The sequence below is a fragment of the Phycicoccus avicenniae genome (assembly GCF_018139485.1).
GTDB classification, from domain to species: domain Bacteria; phylum Actinomycetota; class Actinomycetes; order Actinomycetales; family Dermatophilaceae; genus Phycicoccus; species Phycicoccus avicenniae.
This window is the reverse complement of sequence record NZ_JAGSNF010000022.1, coordinates 62,461-87,301: the sequence shown is the minus strand read 5'-3', so window position 1 is coordinate 87,301 and position 24,841 is coordinate 62,461. Positions and strand designations below refer to the sequence as shown.

Annotated in this window: 22 protein-coding genes and 1 pseudogene; 8 read left to right on the top strand and 15 right to left on the bottom strand. The window is 73.5% G+C overall.

Annotation, left to right across the window (positions count from 1 at the left end; all coding sequences use genetic code 11):
- Positions 1 to 53 precede the first annotated feature (53 nt).
- Positions 54 to 1,397, top strand: a complete 1,344-nt coding sequence (locus tag KC207_RS15395) for a family 43 glycosylhydrolase (protein WP_211604203.1) — start codon at positions 54 to 56, stop codon at positions 1,395 to 1,397.
- Positions 1,398 to 1,562: 165 nt separating this feature from the next.
- On the opposite strand, the gene KC207_RS15390 is transcribed toward KC207_RS15395, so the two are convergent.
- From KC207_RS15390 to KC207_RS15360, 8 genes and pseudogenes are all read right to left on the bottom strand, one after another.
- Complete coding sequence (locus KC207_RS15390) at positions 1,563 to 2,057, bottom strand: hypothetical protein (protein ID WP_211604202.1); 495 nt, start codon at positions 2,055 to 2,057, stop codon at positions 1,563 to 1,565.
- 115 nt (positions 2,058 to 2,172) lie between these two features.
- A pseudogene (locus tag KC207_RS16965) lies at positions 2,173 to 2,343 on the bottom strand (DeoR family transcriptional regulator); the annotation flags it as partial.
- Positions 2,344 to 2,347: 4 nt separating this feature from the next.
- Positions 2,348 to 3,847, bottom strand: coding sequence for a sulfatase family protein (locus KC207_RS15385; RefSeq protein WP_211604201.1), 1,500 nt, complete (start codon positions 3,845 to 3,847; stop codon positions 2,348 to 2,350).
- Entirely contained in the window at positions 3,844 to 4,839 is a 996-nt protein-coding gene (locus KC207_RS15380) for an aliphatic sulfonate ABC transporter substrate-binding protein (RefSeq protein WP_211604200.1), read from the bottom strand. Before KC207_RS15380 ends, KC207_RS15385 begins: the two co-directional genes overlap by 4 nt.
- A 108-nt stretch (positions 4,840 to 4,947) precedes the next feature.
- A complete protein-coding gene (locus KC207_RS15375) occupies positions 4,948 to 5,763 on the bottom strand; it encodes an ABC transporter ATP-binding protein (RefSeq protein ID WP_211604199.1) in 816 nt (271 codons plus the stop codon).
- Positions 5,760 to 6,599 carry an ABC transporter permease gene (locus tag KC207_RS15370; RefSeq protein WP_249138784.1) on the bottom strand — a complete coding sequence of 280 codons (840 nt, stop codon included), beginning with the start codon at positions 6,597 to 6,599 and terminating at the stop codon, positions 5,760 to 5,762. Before KC207_RS15370 ends, KC207_RS15375 begins: the two co-directional genes overlap by 4 nt.
- Complete coding sequence (locus KC207_RS15365; protein WP_211604197.1) at positions 6,589 to 7,794, bottom strand: ROK family transcriptional regulator; 1,206 nt, start codon at positions 7,792 to 7,794, stop codon at positions 6,589 to 6,591. The genes KC207_RS15370 and KC207_RS15365 overlap by 11 nt, the downstream gene beginning before the upstream one ends.
- 147 nt (positions 7,795 to 7,941) lie before the next feature.
- Positions 7,942 to 8,844: a phosphoribosylaminoimidazolesuccinocarboxamide synthase gene (locus KC207_RS15360; protein ID WP_211604196.1), complete on the bottom strand. Its 903-nt coding sequence runs from the start codon at positions 8,842 to 8,844 to the stop codon at positions 7,942 to 7,944.
- A gap of 99 nt (positions 8,845 to 8,943) precedes the next feature.
- Between KC207_RS15360 and KC207_RS15355 the strand changes: the two genes are divergently transcribed.
- The 3 genes from KC207_RS15355 (at position 8,944) to KC207_RS15345 (ending at position 11,741) form a co-directional block, all read left to right on the top strand.
- Positions 8,944 to 9,393, top strand: a complete 450-nt coding sequence (locus KC207_RS15355; protein ID WP_211604195.1) for a MarR family winged helix-turn-helix transcriptional regulator — start codon at positions 8,944 to 8,946, stop codon at positions 9,391 to 9,393.
- A 61-nt stretch (positions 9,394 to 9,454) separates the two neighbouring features.
- Complete coding sequence (locus KC207_RS15350; protein WP_249138783.1) at positions 9,455 to 10,660, top strand: MFS transporter; 1,206 nt, start codon at positions 9,455 to 9,457, stop codon at positions 10,658 to 10,660.
- A gap of 82 nt (positions 10,661 to 10,742) precedes the next feature.
- Positions 10,743 to 11,741, top strand: coding sequence for an acetamidase/formamidase family protein (locus KC207_RS15345; RefSeq protein ID WP_211604194.1), 999 nt, complete (start codon positions 10,743 to 10,745; stop codon positions 11,739 to 11,741).
- On the opposite strand, the gene soxR is transcribed toward KC207_RS15345, so the two are convergent.
- Complete coding sequence (soxR, locus tag KC207_RS15340; protein ID WP_249138782.1) at positions 11,666 to 12,121, bottom strand: redox-sensitive transcriptional activator SoxR; 456 nt, start codon at positions 12,119 to 12,121, stop codon at positions 11,666 to 11,668. The two genes, KC207_RS15345 and soxR, sit on opposite strands and share 76 nt — an antisense overlap.
- A 56-nt stretch (positions 12,122 to 12,177) precedes the next feature.
- On the opposite strand from soxR, the gene KC207_RS15335 reads away from it, so the two are divergent.
- Together KC207_RS15335 and KC207_RS15330 are read left to right on the top strand one after the other, a co-directional pair.
- Entirely contained in the window at positions 12,178 to 13,590 is a 1,413-nt protein-coding gene (locus KC207_RS15335) for an MFS transporter (protein WP_211604192.1), read from the top strand.
- 9 nt (positions 13,591 to 13,599) lie between these two features.
- Entirely contained in the window at positions 13,600 to 14,523 is a 924-nt protein-coding gene (locus tag KC207_RS15330) for an LLM class F420-dependent oxidoreductase (protein ID WP_211604191.1), read from the top strand.
- 27 nt (positions 14,524 to 14,550) lie between these two features.
- Here the strand turns inward: KC207_RS15330 and purD are convergent, their stop codons facing one another.
- Positions 14,551 to 15,837, bottom strand: a complete 1,287-nt coding sequence (purD, locus tag KC207_RS15325; protein ID WP_211604190.1) for a phosphoribosylamine--glycine ligase — start codon at positions 15,835 to 15,837, stop codon at positions 14,551 to 14,553.
- A 299-nt stretch (positions 15,838 to 16,136) separates the two neighbouring features.
- On the opposite strand from purD, the gene KC207_RS15320 reads away from it, so the two are divergent.
- The gene (locus tag KC207_RS15320) at positions 16,137 to 17,087 is read left to right on the top strand and encodes a glycine betaine ABC transporter substrate-binding protein (RefSeq protein WP_249138781.1); all 951 of its coding nucleotides are present in this window, start codon (positions 16,137 to 16,139) and stop codon (positions 17,085 to 17,087) included.
- A 99-nt stretch (positions 17,088 to 17,186) separates the two neighbouring features.
- Here KC207_RS15320 and KC207_RS15315 read toward each other — a convergent pair whose 3' ends face one another.
- The 3 genes from KC207_RS15315 to KC207_RS15305 all read right to left on the bottom strand — a co-directional run bounded on the left by KC207_RS15315 (position 17,187) and on the right by KC207_RS15305 (position 19,958).
- Entirely contained in the window at positions 17,187 to 18,068 is an 882-nt protein-coding gene (locus KC207_RS15315; RefSeq protein ID WP_249138780.1) for an ABC transporter permease, read from the bottom strand.
- The gene (locus KC207_RS15310) at positions 18,065 to 19,231 is read right to left on the bottom strand and encodes a betaine/proline/choline family ABC transporter ATP-binding protein (RefSeq protein WP_211604188.1); all 1,167 of its coding nucleotides are present in this window, start codon (positions 19,229 to 19,231) and stop codon (positions 18,065 to 18,067) included. The genes KC207_RS15315 and KC207_RS15310 overlap by 4 nt, the downstream gene beginning before the upstream one ends.
- Before the next feature lie 67 nt (positions 19,232 to 19,298).
- On the bottom strand, positions 19,299 to 19,958 hold the full coding sequence (locus tag KC207_RS15305; RefSeq protein ID WP_211604187.1) for an ABC transporter permease: 660 nt from the start codon (positions 19,956 to 19,958) through the stop codon (positions 19,299 to 19,301).
- 273 nt (positions 19,959 to 20,231) lie between these two features.
- On the opposite strand from KC207_RS15305, the gene KC207_RS15300 reads away from it, so the two are divergent.
- On the top strand, positions 20,232 to 22,442 hold the full coding sequence (locus tag KC207_RS15300; RefSeq protein WP_211604186.1) for a HelD family protein: 2,211 nt from the start codon (positions 20,232 to 20,234) through the stop codon (positions 22,440 to 22,442).
- A 54-nt stretch (positions 22,443 to 22,496) separates the two neighbouring features.
- Here the strand turns inward: KC207_RS15300 and KC207_RS15295 are convergent, their stop codons facing one another.
- Positions 22,497 to 23,798: an adenylosuccinate synthase gene (locus KC207_RS15295; protein ID WP_211604185.1), complete on the bottom strand. Its 1,302-nt coding sequence runs from the start codon at positions 23,796 to 23,798 to the stop codon at positions 22,497 to 22,499.
- 114 nt (positions 23,799 to 23,912) lie between these two features.
- Entirely contained in the window at positions 23,913 to 24,692 is a 780-nt protein-coding gene (locus tag KC207_RS15290; RefSeq protein ID WP_211604184.1) for a helix-turn-helix domain-containing protein, read from the bottom strand.
- Positions 24,693 to 24,841 lie beyond the last annotated feature (149 nt).

The window sequence follows — 24,841 nt, the reverse complement described above, 5'->3', positions numbered from 1 at the left end:
GCGTCCCTCGCAGAGGGGCGACGAGGCCCCTCCCCGACCGAGGAGAGTCACCGATGACGTCCGACCACCACCGGAGCACACCCGGCCGCCGGGCCCTGCTCGCCGGCGCCGGCGCCGGGACGCTGGGGCTGGCCCTGTCGCCGACGACCGCCCTGGCCGCGACCCGGGCGGGACGGGGTGTCCCGCCTCCGCACGCCGCCCGCTGGCCCGAGCCCTGGCCGGCGCTCGAGCCCTACGGCACCGCGGACACCCGGACCGAGCTGTGGCCGCGGGAGGACAACTCCTTCGTCCTGCCGCTCGAGCTCCGTCCGCGCGACGAGGAGCTGGGCCGGGTCTGGATGCGGGACACCTTCGTCGACCACTTCGTCGTCGGCGGCCGCTCGGTCTACGTCTGCACTGGAACCAGCCGCGTCCCGTCACTCGACCGGGCCGCCCCGTGGAACGACGGCCTCTTCGTGTGGACGGCCCCGTCGCTGCGCGGCCCGTGGTCCCTGGTCGACACGACCGGCATCCGGCCGGGCGCGGAGAAGGGGAAGGTCTGGTCGCCGGAGTTCGTCGACGAGAACACCCCCGGACGCGTCGTCGTCGCACCCTGGCAGGAGTACTGGTACGACGAGCGCTTCGGGAAGCGGGGACAGGTCTGGGCCCCGGAGGTCCACCGGTTCGACGACACGTGGTTCATCGTCGCGTGCATGGGCGACCACTCGCGCAAGGTCGGGTCGTTCATGCTGCGCAGCGAGGGCGGGATCGAGGGACCCTACCGGCTCGTCGAGGGCAACCACGACAAGCCCTTCGGCGACCCCTTCGTCGGCGGGCCGACGTTCATCGAGGCCGGCGCCTACCACCACATCGACGGCAGCATGTACCACGAGGACGGGAACGCCTGGCTCGTCCTGCACAACCATCTGTACGCGCGCTTCCGCGACGACATGGAGGACATCGTCCCGTCGACCGGCCTGCCGGAGTTCCAGGAGCAGCCGTACACGCCCGAGCCGTACATCGAGGGCGCGTACGTCTTCCCCAAGGGCGGGAAGTACTACCTCGTCGGCGCCGTCTGGGACCGCACCTGGACGGTGGACGGCGAGCGGGTGTACCGGTACGACGACCCGGGCCCCGGACGCGAGCAGCTGCACTACGACATGGTGCTCGCCGTGGCCGACTCCTTCGAGGGCCCGTACTCGCCCCGGTGGACCGCGGGCGTCGGCGCCGGCCACAACAACCTCTTCGAGGACCGGAGCGGCCAGGTCTGGGCCACCTACTTCCTCAACCCCAACGCCGGGTACTGGTCCGACCCCGAGCGCATCGACGACGCCGCCGTCGCGGGGGTCGTCCGGATGGAGTGGACCGGTCCGGGGGACGACCGGCTCTACGTCGCACGGCCGCGCGGCGGCGCGTAGGCCGGGTCCGCACGACGACGGCCCCCGCGACCCCACCGTCCCGGGGGCCGTTGCCGTGGGCTGCGGGACCCGGGCCCGGTGACGTCCGCGTCCGCGCCCGACGACGGCGGCGTGCGCCCTGTCGGGGCTGCGGCGTGCGCCTGCGGCGGCTGCCGCGGCCAGCGCCTAGCCGGCGAGCACGACGCGGCCGACCCGGCGGCGCATCCCGGGCGACACGCGGCCCACATCGTGACGCCCGACGACGAGGACGTCGACGGCGCCGGCGTCGAGCACCTCGCCCTCGTCGGTCCCCCTGTCGGACGACCCGGGCTCGAGCACGACGACGCCCCCCGGGGCCGCCGAGCGGACGAGGGAGGACGCCAGGCCGGGACGCCCGGACAGGCGGACCCCGGCCGGCGTCGTCCCGCAGGCGCCGACGAGGACGACGTCGAGCCGCAGGGCGTCGAGGCACTCCGCCACGGACCGGCCGACGACCTCGCCGCGCCCGTCGTGGCGGCCCGGGGGCAGGACCACGGGGACCTCGTCGTCGAGGCGGCCGGCGAGCACCGTCGAGGTCGTCACGACGACCGTCGGACGGACGCCGAGAAGGGCCGGTGCGAGGTCGCCCACCCATCGGCCGCCGACGACGCCGACCGTCGCCCCGGTCGGCACGAGCGACATCGCGGCGGACAGGACCTGCTCCCGGGCCTGCGCGCCGCCGCTGCCGTCCCGCCCCGCCGCGCCCCCCCTCCGGAGCGGGTGGGCCGGTGCGCCGCCCGTCGCCGACCACGGCCCCGCCCCGGTGCCGGACGAGCCGTCCCTGGTCCTGCAGGTCCCGCAGGTCCCGGCGCACGGTGGCGCTGGAGACGGCGAGGGCACGGCTCAGCTCGTCGACCTCGACGACACCCGCCTCCGCCAGCCGTCCGAGGATGACGCGGTGCCGACGGCCGGCGAGCGTGTCGGCCATCGGCTCAGGGTCTCCCGGACCGGTACGTGGCCTCGTCGAGCCCGCTGAGGGTCGGGTCGTAGCCGACCTCGCCGACGTCGTACATCGACGTCATCCAGTGGTAGAAGTTGTCGCCGCGGTCGCGGAGCACGTCGTAGAGGCGCCGCATCATCCGACCCCGCACACCCGCCGTCTCGGGGTGCTCGTAGACGTTGAGCAGCTCGTCCGGGTCGACGTGCAGGTCGTAGAGCTCGTTGACGGAGTCGGGGTTGACGACGAGCTTCCACCGGTCCTCCCGGAGCATCCGCTGCGGGTACGGGAAGTGGTGCCCGTGGAACTCGCAGACGATGTCGTCCTCCCACTCCACCTCCCCGGGCTTCGTGAGGGGCAGCAGGCTGCGCGAGTCGACGGCCAGCTTGGGGTCCAGTCCGGCGAGGTCGAGGATCGTCGCCGTGCAGTCGAGCAGGCTGACGAACTCGCTCCGCTCGACCCCCGCCGGCTGCCCGGGGACCCGCAGGAGCCCGGGCGTCCGGTAGATGTCCTCGTACATCGCCGGGCCCTTGTCGTGCAGCCGGTGCGCCCCGGTGAACTCCCCGTGGTCGCACGTGAAGAAGACCGCGGTGTCGTCGATGAGGTCCAGACGCTCCAGGGCGTCCATGACCCGGCCGATCTCCATGTCGATGAGCGCGACGTAGCCCCAGTAGACGGCGATGAGCTTGCGGGTGACCTCGATCGGCATCGTGTCGAAGGTCCAGTGCGCGCTGTAGTTGCGCTGGACCGGCGGCTTCCCCTGGAAGGTCTCGGCCACCGACTTCGGCAGCTCGACGGACGCCGGGTCGACGAGGTCGAAGTAGGCGTCCGGGAGGATGTACGGCAGGTGCGGGCCGAAGAAGTTGAGCTGGAGGAAGAACGGCGTCCCCTCCCGGGCCTGAGCCGCGTACCCCTCGAGCATCTCGATCGTGCGGGTCGCGAGGTAGTGCTCGAACGTCGCCTCGACCGGCTGGTGCAGGCGCGCCGCGAGCAGGTTGCCCGGGCCGCCGTTCGGCAGTGTCCCGCGCACGTGGTCGCTGATCTCGTACGGGGGCAGGCCGTGCTCGTCGAGGTAGGCGAGGTAGTCCGGGTGGTCGACCGGGTTGTGCCACCCCGGCAGGTCCGGGCCGTCGAAGCCGAAGTCCGGCGCCGTCCGCTCGGTGCCGACGTGCCACTTCCCGACGAGGCCGCAGTTGTACCCGTCCTCCTTGAGGGCCTCCGAGAACGTGAAGGTGTCCCGGGGCAGGTCCTCCTGGTACCCGACGTTCCGCTCGTGGTTCGCGAGCACCTTGTGCCGGAACGGCGCCTGCCCGGTGAGCAGGCTGGCCCGCGCCGGGGTGCAGATGGCGGTCGGGGTGTACCAGCGGTCGAAGCGGGTGCCGGTCCGGGCCAGCTCGTCGAGAACCGGCGTCGTCCCCTCCGGGTTGCCGTACGCCCCGAGCGTGTCGACCCGGTGCTGGTCGGTCATGAGGAAGAGGACGTTGGGGCGGCTCACTCCGCGGCCCCGGTGAAGAGGTCGCCGGTGTACCAGGTGCTCGGGTCGGTCGGCGCGTCGAGCTTGCCGTTGTCGACGAAGAAGTCCTGCATGCCGTTGAGCCAGCCGTCGACGGTACCGTCCTCGGTCGCGGCGTCGAGCTCCTCGAGGGTGAGGACGGTGTTGTTGTCGGCGTCGGCCTGGACGTCCTCGACGGACTTGTTCAGCATCTCGGCCGTGACGGCGACCGCCTCCTCCGGGTTCTCCGCCCGGAACGTCATCGCCTCGCGCAGGACGGCGAGCGTCTTGGTCGTCTTCTCCTCGTCGACGACGTCGTTGCCGGCGACGAACGCCGTCGGGAACTGCACGTCGGTGAAGTCGGAGTTCTTCGCGAGCTCGACGAGGTTCGGGTCCTGCTCCTTGATCGTCGCGATCGCCGGGTACCAGAACCCGGCGGCGTCGATCTGGCCGCTCGAGAACGCGGACACGATGGTCGACGGGTCCATCGGGGTCAGCCGGACGTCGTCCTTCGTGAGCCCGGCCTCCTCGAGGGCGAGGCTGAGGATCATGTCTCCGCTCGTGCCCTCCGGGACGCCGACGGTCTTGCCGGCGAGGTCGGCGACGGAGGAGATGCCCTCCTGCGCGATGACCCGGTCGGAGTTGCCGAGGGTGTTGATCGCGATGACCTTCGCCTGGCCGCTCGCGGGCAGCCACATCGCGCCGGGGCCGATGTACCCGTAGTCGAGGTCACCGGTGCCGAGCGCCTGGATCTGCAGGGGGCCGTTGGTGAAGACGGGGGTCTCGGCCTCGAGGCCGTGCTTCTCCCACAGGCCCTGGTCGTCCGCGATGGCGAGCAGGCTCGTGCCGTTGTAGTCGGCGATGTAGCCGAAGGTCACGGGCTCGAGGTCGCCCCCGGAGCCGGTGCCGCCCCCGTCGGACCCGCACCCGGCGAGGCCGAGTCCGAGGCCGGCGGTGAGGGCGGTCGCGAGGATGGTGCGTCGGGTCGTGCGCATGGGTTCTCCTGGGTTCGGGCCGTCGTCGTCGACGGCGTCGTGCGTGCCGGTGTCCGCCCGGCGGTCGGTGGGGTGCGGTCCTCGCCCGCGGGCGGCGACCGCCCGGGGTCAGGCCCCGTCGCGGTCGGCCACGGTCCGGCCCTGCTGGTGGTAGACGGAGCTCCAGACCCTGTTGCGCAGGTCGGCGAACTCCGGAGAGAGCCGGAACTCCTCGGTCCGCGGGTACGGGACGTCGATGTCGACGACGTCGTAGACCCGGCCCGGTCGGGCGGCCATGACGACGACACGGTTCGCGAGGTAGACCGCCTCGTCGACGTCGTGGGTGATGAACATGACGGTCCGCTGGTCCTGGCGCCACGTCTCCTGGAGCTGGTCCTGGAGATTCACGCGGGTCAGCGCGTCGAGGGCGCCGAACGGCTCGTCCATGAGGAGGATCGACGGGTCGACTGCGTAGGCCCGGGCGATGGCGCACCGCTGGCGCATCCCGCCGGACAGCATCTTGGGCAGCGCGTCGGCGAACTGGGTGAGGCCGACGAGCTCGATGAAGTGGTCGGCCCGCTCGCGCCGCTCGGCCTTGGGGACCTTGGCGGTCCGCAGCCCGAACTCGACGTTCTTGCGCACGGTGAGCCAGGGGAAGAGGGCGTACTGCTGGAAGATGACGCCCCGCTCGGGTCCGGGCCCGGTGACGACCACGTCGTCGACGCGGGCCTCCCCGTCCGTCGGCTCCTCGAGGCCGGCGAGGATGTTCATGAGCGTCGACTTGCCGCACCCCGAGGGTCCGACGACGGTGACGAACTCGTTGTCGGCGATGTCGAGGCTCACCCGGTCGAGGGCCGTGAAGCTCTCCTTGCCGAGGTCGAACTCCTTGGTCACCTCGCGCACGGAGATCTTGGCGGTCGTGGTCGTGGGGGCCGTGGTCGTCATCGGCGCTCCTCCCATCCGGTGAGGCGTCGCTCGGCGAGCAGGAGCAGCCGGTCCATGAACAGACCCAGCAGGCCGATCGAGATGATGCCGACGAAGATCGTCGGCAGGTCGTAGTAGAGCTGCGCGTTCTGCATGAGGTAGCCGAGGCCGGTCGGCGCGGCGATGAGCTCGGCGGCGACGAGCGTGGCCCACGAGGAGCCCAGCCCGACCCGCATGCCGACGAGGATGAAGGGCGTCGACGCGGGGACGATGACGCGGGCGAAGATCGCCGGGTCCTTCGTCCCGAGGACCCGGGCGGCGTTGATGAGGGTGCGGTCGACGCTCACGACGCCCTGGAACGTCGAGATGACGCAGGTGAGGAAGGCCGCGAGGAAGATGACGAAGACCTTCGGCGCCTCCCCAATGCCGAGCAGCACGATGGCCAGCGGGATGATCGCGAGCGGCGGGATCGTGCGGAAGAACTGGATCCAGGGCTCGATGATCGAGCGGACCGGCGCGTACCAGCCCATGAGGAACCCGACGGGGATCGCGGCGGCCGTCCCGAGGACGAACCCCGACAGCACGCGGCCGAGGCTGGCGAGGACGCTGTCGGCGAGCTGCCCCGTGCCGGCGAGGGTCCAGGCCTGGGCCGCGACCTCCGGCGGGGTCGGCAGCTGCAGCCCGGCGGCGGCCAGGCCCCACCAGAGCGCGATGCCGAGGGCGATCGACGCGAGGTTGATGAGGCCGGACCTGTGACGGGACGGCCCGGCCGCCCGTCGACGGGGCGTCCTCTCCGATGGGCGGTCCGGCGCGGTGGCCGTCGTGGACGGCTCGCCGACGGACGGGTCAGTGGACACCGACATGGGTCCCTCCAGTGGTGACCGGGGGTCGAGGGGAGCCGGCGGACCCGGTCACGGTCCGCGGCTGTTGGGGGTAGTTCTCGAGCAGGGGGGAGCTGTGGAAGAGGGCGGCGAGCGCCCCGAGCGCCCCGTCGTCGTCACTGAGCGTCGCGAGGCGCACCCGCGGGGGCTCGCTCCCCGGGAAGGCGGTCGTCGCGACGACGCGGGCGGCCTCGGCGACGAGCGGTGGTGCGACGCGGGCCACCGAACCACCGATGACGACCTCGGCCGGGTCGACGGCCATCGCGACGGTCCCGAGGACGCGACCGACGGCGGTCCCGACCTCCCGGGCGACGGCGAGCGCGGCGGGCTCGCCGTCGTCGACGGCCGCCCCGTACGCCTCGAGGTCGGGCAGGTCGAGGCCGCGTCGAGCGGTGGCGGTCAGGACCGCACGGGCGGAGGCGACGGTCTCGAGGCAGCCGGTCTTGCCGCAGCGGCAGGAGGCGCCGTCCGGGTCGACGGTCACGTGGCCGAGCTCGCCGGAGAGCCCGTGCCGGCCGGCGACGAGCCGTCCGCCGACGACGACGGCCCCGCCGACCCCGTCGGAGAGGCGGACGAACACGAGGTCCTCGACCTGGGCGTCGGGCGGCACCCCGAGGAGGGCCTCGGCGAGCCCTGCGAGGCGGCTGTTGTTGTCGACGAGGACCCGGGTCCCGAACCGCCGCTCGAACGCGAGGTCGACGGCCGCCTCACGGAAGGACGGGGCAGCCGTCGTGTGGGGCGCCTCGGCGGACAGCGGTCCGGTGACCCCGATCCCCACCCCCTGGAGCGCGCCGAAGTGCAGGTCGTGCTCGGCCGCGAGGTCGTCGGCGAGACCGAAGGCGCGCTGTACCCTCTCGGTCCACGGGCACGACTCCGGGTACTCGCTGGCGCCCACCGCGACGATCTCGTGGGAGGCGTCGGCCACGGCGACCTGCACCCGCCGGTGGCCGAAGTCGACACCGAGGAACTGGCCGGAGCGTGGGTCGAGGGCCAGGCGCTCGGCCGGTCGGCCGCTGCCCGTCCGACGCTCGGCGTCGGTGTCGACGACGACGATGGCGCCCCGCCGCAGGAGGTCACCGGCGATCTCGGAGAGGGTCGTCCGCGAGAGGCCGACGGCGTTCGCGATCTGGCCGCGGCTCATCGCCCCTCCACTGCGGAGGGTCCGCAGCACGCGGTCCTCGTGTGTCCTTCGCACGATGGCGTGCACTCCGTCGGGCGCCATGAGCACCACGGTGGGGCCGCCGAATTTTTCCGTCAACCGTCCGACAGAAAGAATCTCAGCCGCAGCCCCCAGTCCCCGTGGCGACGGCGGACCGGGTCAGAAGGTCGAGCCGGTGAGCCGCTCGTAGGCCTCGACGTACTTCGCGCGGGTGCGCTCGACGACGTCGTCCGGCAGCGGCGGCGGCGCCTCCCCCGACGCCTTGTCCCAGCCGCTCGCGGGCGACAGGAGCCACTCGCGGACGAACTCCTTGTCGTAGCTGGGCTGCGGGTGGCCCGGCTCCCACTGCTCGGCCGGCCAGAAGCGGGACGAGTCGGGGGTCAGCACCTCGTCGGCGAGGACGAGGTCGCCGTCGGCCACCCCGAACTCGACCTTCGTGTCGGCGACGATGATCCCGCGCGGCGCGGCGACCTCGTTGCCGCGCGCGATGATCCGCACCGTGAGGTCACGCGCCCGGGCGGCGAGGTCCGGGCCGAGGGCGCTCTCGACGGCGGCGTAGTCCATCGGCTCGTCGTGCTGCCCGGACGGGGCCTTCGTCGACGGGGTGAACAGCGGCTCGGGAAAGCGGGAGCCGTCGGTGAGCCCGTCCGGGAGGGCGATGCCGGAGACCGTGCCGTCCGCACGGTACTCACGCAGCCCGCCCCCGGTGAGGTAGGCCCGGGCGACGCACTCGACGGGCAGCATGTCGAGGCGCCGGACGACGACGGCCCGCCCGGCGACGGCGTCCGGGACGTCGGTCGAGACGAGGTGGTTCGGGACGAGGTCGGCCAGCTGCTCGAACCACCACAACGACATCCGCGTGAGGACCTCGCCCTTGTCCGGGATCGGGCTGTCGAGGACGAAGTCGAAGGCCGAGATCCGGTCCGAGGCGACGAGGAGCAGCAGGTCCCCACGGGCCTCCCCCGTCCGCTCGTCGACCGGGGCGTAGAGGTCGCGGACCTTGCCGGAGTGGACGGGGACGTACCCGGGGAGGTCGGGCGGGGCGCTGGGGGCGTCGGCCATGCCGGCGATTCTTCCACCCGGGCAGCGCGGTCGGACCGCCGTCCGTGCCGTCGGCGACGCGGGCTTGAGATACATAGTCAGACTATCTATTCTGTGGGAATGACGACCGAGGACCTCGCCAACGACCTCCTGCGCCTGTCCGCCCGCGTCTCGCAGTGGGCGAGCCGGCACGCCGACCCGGGGATGCCCTGGGCCCAGGTGCGGGTGCTCTCCCACGTCGAGCGGCTCGGACCGGCCCGGGTGACGACGCTCGCGGCCGCGGACGACACGACCCAGCCGACGACGACCGCGCAGGTCCAGCGGCTCGAGGCCGACGGGCTCGTCGAGCGGACCCCCGACCCCGACGACGGCCGCGCGCACCGGGTCGCCCTCACCGCCGCCGGCCGCGAGGCCCTCGCCCGGGCCCGCCGCGAGCGCGCCGCCGCGGTCCTGCCGCTCCTCGACGGGCTCGACGGCGGGCCCGAGCGGGTCGCCGACGCGGTCGACCTGCTCGAGGAGCTCGTCGCCGCCATCGAGGCCGACCGCCCGACCCCCGTGCCCGGCGCCTGACGGACCGCGGCACCGTCCGCCCTCCACCACTCCCACCCACCGCCCCGAGAGGAGCCCGCCCGTGTGGCGTCAGCCCAAGACCGTCTGGAGCGTCGCGTTCGCCTGCGTCGTCGCCTTCATGGGGATCGGCCTCGTCGACCCCATCCTCCGGCCCATCGCCGAGGACCTCGGCGCCGGCCCGAGCGAGGTCAGCCTGCTCTTCACGAGCTACCTCGCCGTCATGGGCGTCGCGATGCTCGGCACCGGGTGGGTCTCGAGCCGGATCGGCGCCAAGCGCACCTTGCTCCTCGGCCTCGCCGACATCATCGTCGGCGCGGGTCTGGCCGGCCTCCAGGACACCGTCGGCGCCATCGTCGGTTTCCGGGCGCTGTGGGGCCTGGGCAACGCCCTGTTCATCGCGACCGCGCTCGCGACCATCGTCTCCGCCTCACGGGGGTCGGTGGCCCAGGCGATCATCCTCTACGAGGCCGCCCTCGGCCTCGGCATCGCGGCCGGCCCGCTGGTCGGCGGGGCGCTCGGCGGCATCTCGTGGCGTGGGCCGTTCTTCGGGGTGAGCGCCCTCATGGCGGTCGCCCTCGTCGCCGTGTGGACCACGCTGCCCGAGGCGGACCAGCGGCCTCGGCCGACCCCCCTCTCCGCACCGCTGCGAGCCCTGCGACACCGGGGGCTGCTCACCGTGGGCGTCACGGCGCTGCTCTACAACGTGGGCTTCTTCACCCTGCTCGCGTTCACCCCGTTCCCGCTGGCGCTGTCGGCCGAGGGGACCGGGCTCGTGTTCTTCGGGTGGGGCCTGTTCCTCGCCGTCGCGTCGGTGTGGGTGGCCCCGTGGGTGCAGCGGCACGTGGGCACCTACCGCGGGATGGTCGGCGCGCTCCTCGGCTTCGCCGCCGTGCTCGCCGTCATGGGCGTGTGGACCGAGCAGCGGGCCGTGCTCGTCGCCGGGGTCGTCCTGGCCGGCGGGCTGCTCGGCGTCAACAACACCCTCATCACCGAGACCGTCATGAAGGTCTCGCCCGTCGAGCGGGGCGTCGCCTCGGCGGCCTACAGCTTCGTCCGGTTCAGCGGCGGCGCCGTCGCCCCGTGGCTCGCCGGACGGCTCGGCGAGTCGAACGCCCACGTCCCCTTCTGGGTCGGCGCCGCCGCGGTCGTCCTGTCCGTCGTCGTGCTGAGGACCGGTCGGGTCTTCGTCGCCGCCGCCTTCGCGGCCGAGGACGAGGAGGCCGAGCGCGACGCCCGGGACGCCCCGGAGACCGTCGCCCGCCCCTGAGACCCGCCCGGCACGCGGAGCGCCGGGGGACGTCCGCCCGTGGCACCGTGATCCGCACGGCACCGCCGGACCGAGGAGCGCCATGACCGAGCACGAGATCGACGCGACGCCGGGGACGACGGTCGACGTCCTCGACCGATCGCACACTCCCCGGCTCACCGTCGACCCCGGGGACCGGGTCACGGTCACCTCGCTCGACGCCTCCGGCTACCTCGAGCGGCAGACCGTGCCCGGCGAGCGGCGTCCGACGATGTTCGCCGAGCCGCGCGGGCACTGCCTCACCGGCCCGCTCGAGGTCCGTGGGGCCCGCCCCGGCGACCATCTCGCCGTCCACTTCGAGGAGGTCGTCCCGCTCGGCTGGGGCTGGACCGCGACCGGGGGACGGCACACGCCCGTCAACGACCGCCTCGGGGTGGGCGACGGGCCGACGGCCTGGCTGCTGTGGGACGTCGAGGACGACGTCGCCACCGAGAGCCGCGGCTTCCGCTGCCCGACCGCGCCCTTCCTCGGGGTCGTCGGCACGGCCCCGGCCGAGCCCGGCGAGCACTCGACGATCCCGCCCCGCCCGGGCACCGGGGGGAACCTCGACTGCCGCGAGCTCGTCGCCGGAAGCACGCTGTACCTCCCGGTCGAGGTCCCCGGAGGCCTGCTCTACCTCGGCGACGGGCACGCCGCGCAGGGCGACGGCGAGGTCGGCGGCACCGCGATCGAGTGCCCGATGCGCACGGTCGTCACCGTCGACGTCGTCACGGACCGTCCGGTGCCCGGCGTCCACGCCGAGACCCCGGGCGGGCTCGTCACCCTCGGGGTCGACACCGACCTCGAGGTGGCCACCGGCGACGCCGTCGAGGCGATGTGCCGGTGGCTCGGCGCGCTGCACGGCCTCGACACGGCGACCGCGCTGGCCCTCGCGAGCACGGCGGTCGACCTGCGGGTCACCCAGGTGGTGAACCGGACGTGGGGCGTGCACGCGGTCCTGGCGCCGGGCCGGCTCGAGCGAGCCCCTCAGCCCTCGCGGGCGGCCGGAGGGAGCCGCCGGGCGCCGGGCCCCTCGGACGACAGCACGTCGTCCGCGTTGTAGACCGGGCAGGACCGCAGCGACAGGCAGCCGCAGCCGATGCAGGACGAGAGGCCGTCACGCACCCTGGTCATCGCCTCGATGCGCTCGGTGAGCAGGTCGTGCCACCGGCGGGACATCCGGGACCAGTCCCGCTTCGTCGGGGCGCGGTCCGGGGGCAGCGCCTCGAGGGCGTCCCGGATCTCGGCGAGGGTGAGCCCGAACCGCTGGCCCGCCCGGACGACGGCGATCCGCCGCAGAACGTGGCGCTCGAACCGGCGCTGGTTCCCCGCGGTCCGCACGGACACGAGGAGGCCCTTCTCCTCGTAGAAGCGGACGGTCGGGACGCTGACGCCCGACCGCTGCGCCACCTCGCCGATCGCGAGCAGGTCGTGCCGGTCCACCCCACCACGGTAGCCGGCTTGACCTCCAGCACACATGAGGTACGAGGATCGCCGACGTGACGACCACCGACGCCGCCCCGACCCCGGTGCGCCTCCTCGACCGGGCGCACCTGCCGGTCGTCGCCGGGGTCCTCGGCCTCGTCACCCTCGCGGCGTTCGAGGTGCGGGCGGTGCAGACCGTCCTGCCGCTCGTCGTGCGCGACCTCGACGGGTGGGGCTGGTTCGGCGCCGCGAACGGGGCCGCCCTCGTCGCCTTCACCGTCGCCGCGGCCTACTCCGGCCGGTGGACCGACCGCGTCGGACCGCGCCGCGTGCTGGCCGCGGGCCTGGCGCTCTTCCTCCTCGCCCAGGTCGGCGCCGGCCTCGCGCCGACCATGCCCGTCTTCGTCGCCGCGCGGACCCTCTCCGGCGCCGCCGAGGCCCTCCTCGACACCGCCCTCATGGTGCTCGTCGCCCAGACGCTCCCGACCGCGCTGCGGGCCAAGGTCTTCGCGGGCTTCGCCGCCGCCTGGGTCCTGCCGTCACTCCTCGGGCCCGGCGTCGCCGGCGGCCTCGAGGCGCTCGGCGGCTGGCGGCTCGTCTTCGTCGGGCCCCTCGCCGTCGCCCTGCCCGCGCTCCTCCTCCTGCGCCCGGCCCTGCGCCGGACCCGTGCCGAGGGGGCGAGCGTGCCGGACCCGGACGCGCGTGGCCGGACCGTCGCCGCCCTCGTCCTTGCCGCCGCGCTCGGGACCGCGACGCTCTCGGCGCCCCTGCTCGAGACCCCGGCGCACCGGGCGGTCGGCCTCGCCGTCGTGCTCGGCGCCCTCGGCGTCGCCGTCGGGGCGGCCGCCCGTGCCCTCCCCCGCGGCACGGTCCGGCTCGCCCCCGGGGTCCCGGCCGTCCTCGGCCTGCGCCTCCTCGTCGCCGCGTCCTTCGCCGGCGCGGGCGCGACCATCCCCCTCATGCTCGTCACGGTCCACGACGCCTCGGCGGCGCTCGCCGGCGTCTCGCTGTCCGTGACGGGGGTCATGTGGGCGGTCGGGTCCTGGGTCGTCAGCACCGACCCGGTCCGCGCCCACCTCGGCCCCGTCTCCAGGACCCGGGTCGGGGGCGTGCTCATCGCGGTCGGCGCCCTCGGCCCGGCCCTGCTCGCCCTCGACGTCGTCGGGCTCGTCCCCGGGATGGCCGGGTGGGCGCTCGCCGCGACCGGGATGGGCGTGCTCTCGCCCACCCTCGCGACGGAGCTGCTCGCCCATGCGCCCGCCGCCGCGCACGGCCGGGTGAGCGCGGCCCAGGGCCTCGCGGTCTCGACCGGCGTCGCCCTCCAGACCGGGGTCGTGGGTGCGGTCGTCGCCTGGGCCGGCCCCGGGATCGACGGGCCGGTCTTCGCCGCGCTCGTCGCGTCGGGTGCCCTCCTCGCGGTGCCGGTCGCCCTCGCGGCGGGCCGGGTGGGGTCACCGCCCGGGACACCGGGGACCGTCGGCCCGTAGCGTGGGGTCATGGACCTCCGGATCTTCACCGAGCCGCAGCAGGGCGCGACCTACGACGACCTCCTCGCCGTCGCGAGAGCGAGCGAGGACCTCGGCTACGACGCGTTCTTCCGGTCCGACCACTACCTCCACATGGGGGACGGCGACGGCATGCCCGGGCCGACGGACGCGTGGACGACACTCGCCGGCCTGGCCCGCGAGACCTCGCGCATCCGGCTCGGGACGCTCGTGTCGTCCGCGACCTTCCGCCTGCCCGGCCCGCTCGCCGTGACGGTCGCCCAGGTCGACCAGATGAGCGGCGGCCGGGTCGAGCTGGGCATCGGCGCAGGCTGGTTCGAGGCCGAGCACGCCGCCTACGGCATCCCGTTCCCCCCGCTCAAGGAGCGCTTCGACCGGCTCGAGGAGCAGCTCGCCGTCATCACCGGCCTGTGGTCGGCCCCCGCCGGGTCGTCCTGGGAGCACGACGGGTCGCACTACCCGGTGAGCGACTCGCCCGCCCTTGCCAAGCCCGTGCAGGAGGGCGGCGTCCCGATCGTCGTCGGCGGGGCCGGCAAGCGACGGACCCCCTCGCTCGCCGCCCGGTACGCGGCGGAGTTCAACGTGCCCTTCGGCTCCGTCGAGGAGGTCGGCCGGCTCTTCGAGCGGGTCGACGCCGTGTGCGAGGACCACGGCCGCGACCCGGTGAGCCTCGTCCACTCCGCGGCCCAGGTCGTCTGCGTGGGGGCGGACGAGGCCACGGTGCGGCGCAGGGCCGCCGCGATCGGTCGCGATACCGACGAGCTCCGGGCCAACGGGGTGGCCGGGACCCCCGAGGAGGCGCGCGACCGCGTCGGCCGGCTCGCAGAGGCAGGGGTGCAGCGCCTGTACCTCCAGGTCCTCGACCTCGCCGACCTCGACCACCTCGCCGACGCCCGGGCGGCCCTCACCGCCTGAGTCGCAGACCTCGTCCGCCGGTGACCGTCAGCCGGGAACGGTGACCTCGCCGCGCTCCGCCCGCTCGGCGATGTCCCGACGGTGGTGCGACCCGGGCAGGTCGACGGCGTCGACGCCCGCGTAGACCCGCTCCCGGGCCTCGGCGAGGGACGGGGCCGACGCGACGACGGACAGCACCCGGCCGCCGGACGACACGAGCAGGCCCTTCTCGTCGTACGTCGTGCCGGCGTGCAGCACGTAGGTGTCCGGCCCGCCGGGCAGGTCCTCGGTCCCCGACACCGGTCCCCCGGTCACCGGCGTCCCGGGGTAGTCCTGCGCGGCGACCACGACCGTCACGGCCGTCTCCTCGCTCCAGCGCAGCGGGTCGACCCCGGCCAGGCGGCCCTCGGCCGCCGCGAGCAGCAGGCCGCCGAGCGGCGTCCGCAGCCGGTGCAGGACGACCTGGGTCTCGGGATCGCCGAAGCGGACGTTGAACTCGATGACGCGGGGGCCGCGGCTCGTGAGCGCGAGGCCGACGTACAGCACTCCCACGAACGGCGTCCCGCGCCGCGCCATCTCCTCCACGACCGGGCGCGCGATGCGCGCGACGACGTCGTCGACGAGGCCGTCCGGCGCCCAGTCGAGGGGGCTGTAGGCGCCCATCCCCCCGGTGTTGGGTCCGGTGTCGCCCTCGCCCACCCGCTTGAAGTCCTGGGCCGGGCTGAGCGGCAGCACGGTCTCGCCGTCGCAGAGGCAGAAGAGCGAGACCTCGGGGCCGTCGAGGAACTCCTCGACGACGACCCGCCCGTCCGGCTTGTCGAGGCAGGAGCAGCCGTGGGCGAGTGCCTCGTCCCGGTCGTCGGTGACGACGACCCCCTTGCCGGCCGCGAGCCCGTCGTCCTTGACGACGTACGGGGCGCCGAGCGCGTCGAGGGCGTCGACCAGCTCGTCGGCGGTGGTGCAGACGTGCGCGAGACCCGTCGGCACCTCCGCCGCGGACATGACCTCCTTCGCGAAGGCCTTGCTGCCCTCCAACCGGGCCGCCGCCGCGGACGGGCCGAAGCACGGGATGCCGGCCGCCCGGACCGCGTCGGCCGCGCCGGCGACGAGCGGGGCCTCGGGCCCGACGACGACGAGGTCCGCCCCCAGCCGGACGGCGAGGTCGGCGACGAGCGCCGGGTCGGTCCCCCCGCCGGGCAGCGGCTCGACGGCCGCGACGAGGCCGATACCGGGGTTGCCGGGGGCGGCGACCACCGCGTCGACGGCGGGGTCCCGCGACAGCGCGCGGACGACGGCGTGCTCACGGGCACCGGATCCGATGACGAGGACCTTCACGGGTCCCACCCTAGGACCCGCGGCACCGGCGCCGTCGGGGCCGTAGGGTGCCGTCCCGCGACCCGGACCGCATCCCGGGCACGGTCACAAATGCGTCACGACCTGCCCAGGAGTTTGGTGGTCACCCCCACCGGGGGGCAAAGGTGGGAGGGAGCCATCCGGTGCCGCGCCCGGCGACCGGTCGCAGACCGTGCCAGCACGTCCGCCGACCGGGCTCCCGGCCCGGGACACGGACGGCCCTTGCAGGACCCGATCCACGACGCACGATCCCGACGACACCCGAAGGTGACAGCATGCGTATGCGCAAGACACCCATGGCCCTGGCACTGGGCCTGACCGCCACCCTGGCGCTCTCCGCCTGTGGCAGCGACGACGGCGGCAGCGGAGGCGGCGACGGTGGTGGCGACGAGAGCCGCCTCGACGGCGTGAGCATCACCGTCGGCTCCAAGGACTTCACCGAGAACATCCTCCTCGGCGAGATCTTCGCCCAGGCCCTGGAGAACGAGGGCGCCGACGTCACGAACCAGACGAACCTCGGTGGCACCAACGTCAACCGTGAGGCGCTGCTCTCCGGCGACATCGGCGTCTACCCCGAGTACAACGGCACCGGCTGGACCGTGCACCTCGGCCAGGAGGACCCGAGCCAGGACCCCGAGGAGCTCTACACCGTCACGGCGGAGCGCGACCTCGAGGAGAACGACATCGCGTGGATCGGGCGCTCCCCGTTCAACGACACGTACGGCTTCGCGGCGAACGGCGACCTGGCCCAGGAGGAGGGCGGCTTCGACCTCCAGGGGATGGCCGACTACCTCGAGGCCAACCCGGACACCACGGTGTGCCTCGAGACCGAGTTCCCCGACCGCCCGGACGGCCTGGTGCTCTTCGAGGAGGCGACCGGCTACGAGGTGCCGCAGAGCCAGATCAACATCCTCGACACCGGCCTCATCTACACCGAGACCGCGAACGGCGCCTGCCAGTTCGGTGAGGTCTTCACGACCGACGGCCGGATCACCGCGCTCAACCTCGAGCTCGTCGAGGACCCGGGTGTCTTCATCCTCTACAACGTCTCGTACACGATGCAGAACGAGATCTACGAGGCCAACTCCGAGGTGTACGACGAGATCGTCACCGCCATCCTCGAGCCGCTCGACAACGACAAGATGGCCGAGCTGAACGCCCAGGTCGACGTCGACGGCGACCCGGCCGACAGCGTCGCCGAGGACTACCTCGAGGAGATCGGGCTGAACTGACCCGGTCGCCCACGACGAAGGGCCCCTTCCCACCGCGGTGGGAAGGGGCCCTTCTCGTCCCCCGGTGCCGGTCGGGTCGGCGCGGCCGTCGGCGGCGGCTCAGACGCCGCGGGGGCGCAGGTACTTCTCGGCAACGGCCCCGACCCAGTCGAAGGACAGGGCGACGATCGCGACGAGGGTCGAGCCGACGAGCAGCACCTCGTTCTGCTGGAGCTTCAGACCGACCGAGATGGTCACCCCGAGGCCGCCTCCGCCGATGAGGAAGGCGAGGGTGGCCATGCCGATGTTGAGGATCATCGCGACCCGGATCCCGGCGAGGATGACCGGGACGGCGAGCGGGAGCTCGATGCGGGTGAGGACCTGGCCCCGCGTCATCCCCATGCCCCGGCCCGCCTCGATGATCCCGCGGTCGACCCCGTCCAGGCCCACCATCGTGTTGCGCAGCACGGGGAGCAGCGCGTACACCGCGAGGGCGACGACGACGGTGGTGAGGCCCTGGCCCATGAGGGTGAGGAAGATGATGAGGAGGCCGTACGCGGGCAGGGCCTGGCCGGCGTTCGCCGTCGAGACGAAGGCCGGGCCGTACCGCCGCAAAGGCTCACGCGTCAGGGCGATGCCGAGGGGGATGGCGATGACGACGACGATGATCGTCGACCAGAACGCGATCGTGAGGTGCTGGGTCAGCTGCGGCCACAGCTTCGTGCTCCACTCCAGCGCGGAGGTCTGCGAGCTCGGCGCCGTCGTGCCCAGCCCGAGGCTCCGGTAGTAGAGGAAGAGCCCCAGCCCGAGGAGGGCGATGGCGACCGGGGCGAGCTTGAGCCCGAGGTTCATCTCCCGGGCCCGGAGGAACCAGGACGCGGGCTGCTCGGTCGGCGCGGCGTCCGTCGCGTCGGACCCGGTGTTCGGGTCCGGCGGCGGCTCGGGGTTGTCCTTCTCCTGGCCCTCGTAGCCGATCCGGCCCTGTGCTCCGGTCATGCTCATGACGTGGCCTCCAGCTGCGCGTAGTGCTCGCGGGCCTCGAGCCGGGCCCGGCGGATCGCCTTGTTGAGGTGGGTGAGCCGGACGACGCCGTAGAACGAGCCGTCCTCGCGCACGACCGGCGAGACGGCCGCCTCGCTGATGAGCATCTGCTCGAGCGCCTCGAAGAGGGTCGCCCCGAGCGAGACCTTCGCGACGACCTCGCTGCCGGAGTCGCTCGAGACCGTGGAGCCACCGCCGAGGTCGGACACTGGGACCCAGCGGGTCGGGTGCTCCTGGTCGTCGAGGAGGAGCACCCAGTCGGTGCCGGCCTCCCTCGCCCGGGCCACCGCCGCCGTCGGGTCCTCCCCGACGTGCATCGTCGGGTACGGCTCGAGGGTGACGTGCTCGTCGACCGTCTCGAAGTGCAGGCCCTTGAGGGTCGAGCCCTCGCCGATGAAGTCGCGGACGAAGTCGTCGACGGGGAAGGCGAGGATGCGCTCGGGGGTGTCGATCTGGCGGATGTGGCTGCGGTCACCGAGGATCGCGATCCGGTCGCCCATCTTGATCGCCTCGTCGATGTCGTGGGTGACGAAGACGATGGTCTTGCGCAGGTCCTCCTGGACGCTGAGGAACTCGTTCTGCAGCCGGTCCCGGGTGATCGGGTCGATGGCCCCGAAGGGCTCGTCCATGAGCATGATCTCGGGGTCGGCGCCGAGGGCGCGGGCGACGCCGACGCGCTGGGCCTGGCCGCCGGACAGCTCCTTGGGGTACCGGTCCCGGTAGGTGTCGGGGTCGAGCCCGACGACGGTGAGCAGGCGGTCGATCCGCTCGGCCACCTTCGCCTTGTCCCAGCCGAGCATCTTCGGCACGGTCGCGATGTTCTGCGCGATCGTCTGGTGCGGGAAGAGGCCGATCTGCTGGATGACGTAGCCGATCCGGCGGCGCAGCTTGTCGGCGTTGACCTTCGTGACGTCCTCGTCGTCGAGGTAGATCCGCCCGCCGGTCGGCTCGATCATCCGGTTGATGAGGCGCAGGGTCGTGCTCTTGCCGCACCCCGAGGGGCCGACGAGGACGAGGATCTCGCCCTCGTACACCTCGAGGGAGAGGCTCTCGACCGCCGGCACCTTCGTGCCGGGGTACGTCTTCTCCACGTGGTCGAGTCGGATCTTCGCGTCGGGGCTCATCGGTTCTTCCGTTTCGTGACGTGTGCGGGGTGCGGGTCGGTGGGGGCCGCGGCGGCGGCACCGGAGGTCAGATGCGCTGGCCCTTCGTCGTCGTGAACCGCTGGATCGTCGCCCACATCGCGTCGAGCACGAGGCCGAGGAGCACGGTGAAGACGACACCCGTCCACACGGAGAACTCGCTGTTCGGCAGGCCCAGGCGGGTGAGCCCGCTCTGGATGTAGGACCCGAGGCCGTCCCCGCCGACGAGCACGGCGATCGCCGCGATGCCCACGGTGATGAGGCTCGCGATGCGGACGCCGGCCATCATGATCGGCCAGGCGAGCGGCAGCTTGATCTGGAACAGCTGCCGCATCGTGCCCATCCCCATGCCCTTGGCGGACTCGACGACGGCGGGCGGCACGGCGTCCAGCCCCGTCACCGTGTTGCGCAGGATGGGCAGCAGCGCGTAGAGGATCATCGCGACGATCGCCGGCCGGTTGCCGATGCCGAAGACCGGGATGAAGAAGGCGAAGAACGCCAGCGAGGGGATCGTCAGGAAGATGCCGGTGATGCTGAGCGACATCGCCCGCAGCGTCGGCCGGCGCTGGACGTAGACCCCGAGGAGCACGGCCACCGTCGTCGCGACCCCGATGACGACGAGCACGAGCTGGGCGTGCTCCCACGTGGTCTCGAGGATGTCGTCGTACCGCTCGGCGACGTAGCCGAACCATTCCAGGATGGAGTTCACGTGGTCGAGTCCTCGGGCTAGAACGAACCGACCACGCCGTGCGCGTGGCGCCGGCCGGGAAGGTTCCTGTCTATCAGACCCCTCCCCGCCTCGTCAGGAGTCTCCCGGATCACGGTTCGGCACCCATGTGCCCTCCGGCCGGTCGCCGCCCGGACCGTCCCCGGCCGTCCACGCCCCCTCACCGGGTCCGGCGGCCGGTGCGCCCGGGTCTAGAGTGGAGCGTTCTGTGCCCGGGCGCGACCGCGCCACCGCCGGAGGGGAGACGACCGTCCCGTGACCGCCCACCGACCCGGAACCGCCGCACCGTCGGCCGCCGTCGAGCACGAGGTCGCCGTCGAGCAGGCCCACGTCGACCGCGTCTACGCCGAGCTCGCCAAGGCCGCCGTCCGCGCCGGCGACGTCGAGGCGGACGGGCTGGCCCGAGGACGGACCGACCGCACCGGTGACGTCCGGGACGAGGAGCTGACCGGCCTCTTCGAGCGCGACGCCCTCGTCTTCGCGGCGGCCAAGCGTCGGGCGAGCATCGACACCCAGTACGAGGGGCTCGTCTTCGGCCGGCTCGACCTCGGCACCGAGGACTCCACCGCGGCCGAGCGAGAGGTGCGGCACGTCGGGCGCCTGGGGGTCCGCGACGACGAGTACGAGCCGCTCGTCGTCGACTGGCGGGCGCCGGCGGCGGCCGCCTTCTACCGCGCCACCCCCGTCGACCCGATGGGTGTCGTCCGCCGCCGGGTGCTGCGCTGCAGCGGCTCGACCGTCGTCGGCGTCGAGGACGACCTCATGGTGCCCGAGGCCCCCGAGGACATCGTCGTCGTCGGCGACGGCGCCCTCATGGCCGCGCTCACCCGCACCCGCGGACGGCGGATGCGCGACATCGTCGCGACGATCCAGTCACACCAGGACGAGGCGATCCGGGCCCCCTCGCGCGGCGTCACCGAGATCACCGGCGGTCCGGGCACGGGCAAGACCGTCGTCGCCCTGCACCGCGCGGCCTACCTGCTCTACAACGAGCGGCGGCGGTTCGAGCGCGGCGGCATCCTCGTCATCGGGCCCTCCGCGGCGTACACCGCCTACATCGAGCGGGTCCTGCCGAGCCTCGGCGAGGACTCCGTCGCCCTCCGGGCCCTCGGTGACGTCGTCGACGGCGTGACCGCCGTGCGCCCGGACTCGCCCGAGGTCGCCGCGATCAAGGGTTCGCTGCGGGTCCGCCGGCTGCTCGCGCGCCTCGTCCAGGACCCCCCGGCCGGCTCGCCCACGACGTTCCGCGCGTTCGTCGCGGGGCACGCCGTGCGGGTCGACCACGAGCAGCTGCTCCGGGTCCGGCGGGAGGTCCTGCGCGGCGCCCAGCACAACCTCGCGACCGACGCCGCCCGGGACGCCCTCGCGGAGGCGGCGTGGCGCAGCGTCCGCCAGGGTGCGCGGACCGAGCGCGCCGACTTCCTCGACGCCTTCGACGGCTCCCGCGAGGTCGACGACTTCATGGCCTCCTGGTGGCGCCAGGTCGACCCGCGCGAGCCGCTCCTCGCCCTCACCGACACCGAGAACGCGTACGCGGTCTGCCGCGGGATCCTCGGGCACGAGGAGGCCGCCGCGCTCGCGGGGTCCTACCGCGACGCGCTCGAGACCGGCGAGTGGTCCGTCGCGGACGCGGCCGTCGTCGACGACCTCCTCGCGCGGCTCGGACCGGTGCAGGAGGTCGAGCGCGAGGACGCCGGGTTCTACGACATCGAGGAGCTCGACGAGCGCGCGTGGGCCCGGGAGAGCGGCGGCGGCCGGATGGCGCGGCCGGTCGAGACGCGCGCCGTCGTCACCCCCGCCGACGCCCGCGAGCGGCTGCTCGCCGGACGGGTCGAGCGCGGGTCGGGCTACGCCCACGTCCTCGTCGACGAGGCCCAGGACCTCTCCCCCATGCAGTGGCGGATGGTCGCGCGGCGCGGGCGGTCGGCGTCGTGGACCGTCGTCGGGGACGCGGCGCAGGCGTCGTGGTCCGACCTCGACGAGGCCGCCGCCGCGCGCGAGGACGCCTTCGCGGGCCTGGAACGCCGGTCGTTCCACATGGACACGAACTACCGCAACGCGCGGGAGATCTTCGACCACGCCCGCGGTGTGATCCTGCCGCTCGTCCCCGACGCCGACATCCCCGAGGCCGTCCGCGAGACCGGGGTGCAGCCGGTGGACCGGGTGCTCGACGGCTCCGTCGTCGCCGGGGTGCGTGAGGCGCTGTCCGTCGTCCTCGACGAGGTCGACGGGTCCGTGGCGGTCATCACGCCGCGGCGGTGGGCCGACCGGCTCGCCGACCTCGACGGCGCCGGCGACGGGCGCGTGCAGGTGGTCGACCCGCTGTCGACGAAGGGCCTGGAGTGGGACGCGACGGTCGTGCTCGACCCGGACGGCATCGCCGAGGAGTCACCGGGCGGCGTCCGCGTCCTCTACGTCGTCCTCACCCGGGCGGCGCACCGGATGCACGTCCTGCGTCCGGCCTGAGGCGCACGCCGGGCCGAGCGAGCGCCCCGGGCCGCGGGGGCGTGGGTGCGGTGCTCAGTCCAGGAGCGCGTGGCGCTGGATGATCTCGTGCCGCCCCGGACCGACCCCGATGGCCGAGACCCGGGCGCCGACGAGCTCCTCCACCCGCAGGACGTAGCGCTGCGCGGCGTCCGGCAGCTCCTCGAAGGTGCGGCAGCCGGAGATGTCCTCCCACCAGCCGTCGAGCATCTCGTAGACCGGGGTGGCGTGGTGGAAGTCGGTCTGGTTGACCGGCATCTCGTCGTGCCGCACGCCGCCCACGTCGTAGGCGACGCAGACCGGCACCTGCTCGAACCCGGTGAGGACGTCGAGCTTGGTGACGACGAAGTCGGTCACCCCGTTGACCCGGGTCGCGTACCGGCCGATGACGGTGTCCATCCACCCGCAGCGCCGGGGGCGACCGGTCGTCGTCCCGTACTCGGCGCCGGTCTTGCGCAGCGTCTCGCCGTCGTCGTCGTGCAGCTCGGTCGGGAAGGGACCCTCGCCGACGCGGGTCGTGTACGCCTTGAGGATCGCGATGACCCGCGAGACGCGGGTGGGCGGGATGCCGGACCCGGTGCAGGCGCCCCCGGCGGTCGCGGACGACGACGTGACGAACGGGTAGGTGCCGTGGTCGACGTCGAGGAGGGTCGCCTGACCCGCCTCGAGGAGCACGTTCTGGCCCGCGTCGAGCGCCTTCTCGAGGACGAGCGAGGTGTCGGCGACCATCGGCCGGAGGCGGTCGGCGTAGCCCAGCAGCTCCTCGACGACGAGGTCGACGTCGACGTCGCGGGTGTTGTAGATCTTCACGAGGACCTGGTTCTTGAACCCCAGGGCGGCCTCGACCTTCTGGCGCAGGATGTTCTCGTCGAAGAGGTCCTGGACCCGGATCCCGATCCGGTTCATCTTGTCGGCGTACGTCGGACCGATGCCGCGCCCGGTCGTGCCGATCTTCTTCTTGCCGAGGAAGCGCTCGGTCACCTTGTCGAGGGTGCGGTTGTACGGCGCGATGACGTGCGCGTTCGCCGACACGACGAGCTTGGAGGTGTCGACCCCCCGCGCCTCGAGGCCGTCGAGCTCCTCGAAGAGCACCTCGAGGTCCACGACGACGCCGTTGCCGATGACGGGCGTGACCGTCGGGGTGAGGATGCCGGACGGCAGCAGGTGCAGCGCGTACTTCTCGAGCGAGCCGTCCTCCCCCTGGATGACGACGGTGTGGCCGGCGTTGTTGCCGCCGTTGAACTTGACGACGTAGTCGACGTCCTCCCCCATGAGGTCGGTGGCCTTGCCCTTGCCCTCGTCGCCCCACTGGGCGCCGACCAAGACGATCGCCGGCATCCCGGCTCCTTCCGAACGCGTGCCCGGCGGCGTCCCGCCCGGCGCGGAGAAGGCCCCTCGCGGAACGCGCCGGGGCCTGAGGCGGCCAGCGTACCGTGCGGCCGCCGGGGCGGGTCAGGACCGCCGCGAGGCGAGGACCCACCCGAGCTGGAAGCGGGTGTCGACCCCGTTGACCGACATCAGGCGCGCGACGCGGCGGCGCACGGTGCGCAGGCTGACGCCGAGGTGCCGGGCGATGGCCTCGTCCTTCAGGCCCAGCTCGAGGAGCTCGACGAGGCGCGGGTCGCTGCTGCCGTCGTTCTCGTCGCTCGGCGCGGGCACGCCGTACTTCCACGCGAGGTCGAAGTAGGCGCTGTAGAGCCGGACGACGAGGGGGTCGCGGAAGACGACGTAGCCGGCCTCCAGGTCGTCCCACCCCGCGAGCGCGATGACGGCGCTGTCGCCGAAGACGGCGAACTCCGTGCCCGTCGTCGGCAGGATCCGCTGGTCCTCGCCGGTCTCGGACCACATCGCGAGCCACCGCTGGCCGGCGGCGGTCGTGAGGACGTCGGCCGGGTAGACGGCCCGCTGGTCGTCGCCGCGCTCGATCCGGGACCGGTTCGCCCGCATCGTCGCCTCGTCGAGCGCGGGCCCGGTGTCGACGGTGAGGACGAAGTTGCGCACCATGCCGGTGCTCTCGGACAGCAGTCGGTCGACGACGGAGGGTGCGGACGCGGCCGACAGCGGCTCACCGGAGGTCTCGTGCGCCCCCAGGCTGCGGCTCGTCACCCGGCCGATCAGCTCGCGGGCGTTGTCGAGGTCGCGGCGTCGCTCCTCGAGCCGGGCGTGCTCCCGGCGCAGATGCTCCTCGAGGACGAGGAACGCCCCGTCCTGCTCGGCCTCGCGTGCGGCCACGCTCGGTACCTCCCTCGGTGCGACCGGGAGACGACCCGGCGTGGCTACTTGGTGCCAATGGCACCCAAGTGTCGCACGCCTGCCCCCGACCGTTGCAGGATGGTGTCGAGCAGCCGAGGTTGCAGGGGACCATCGGGTGCGCGTTTCTT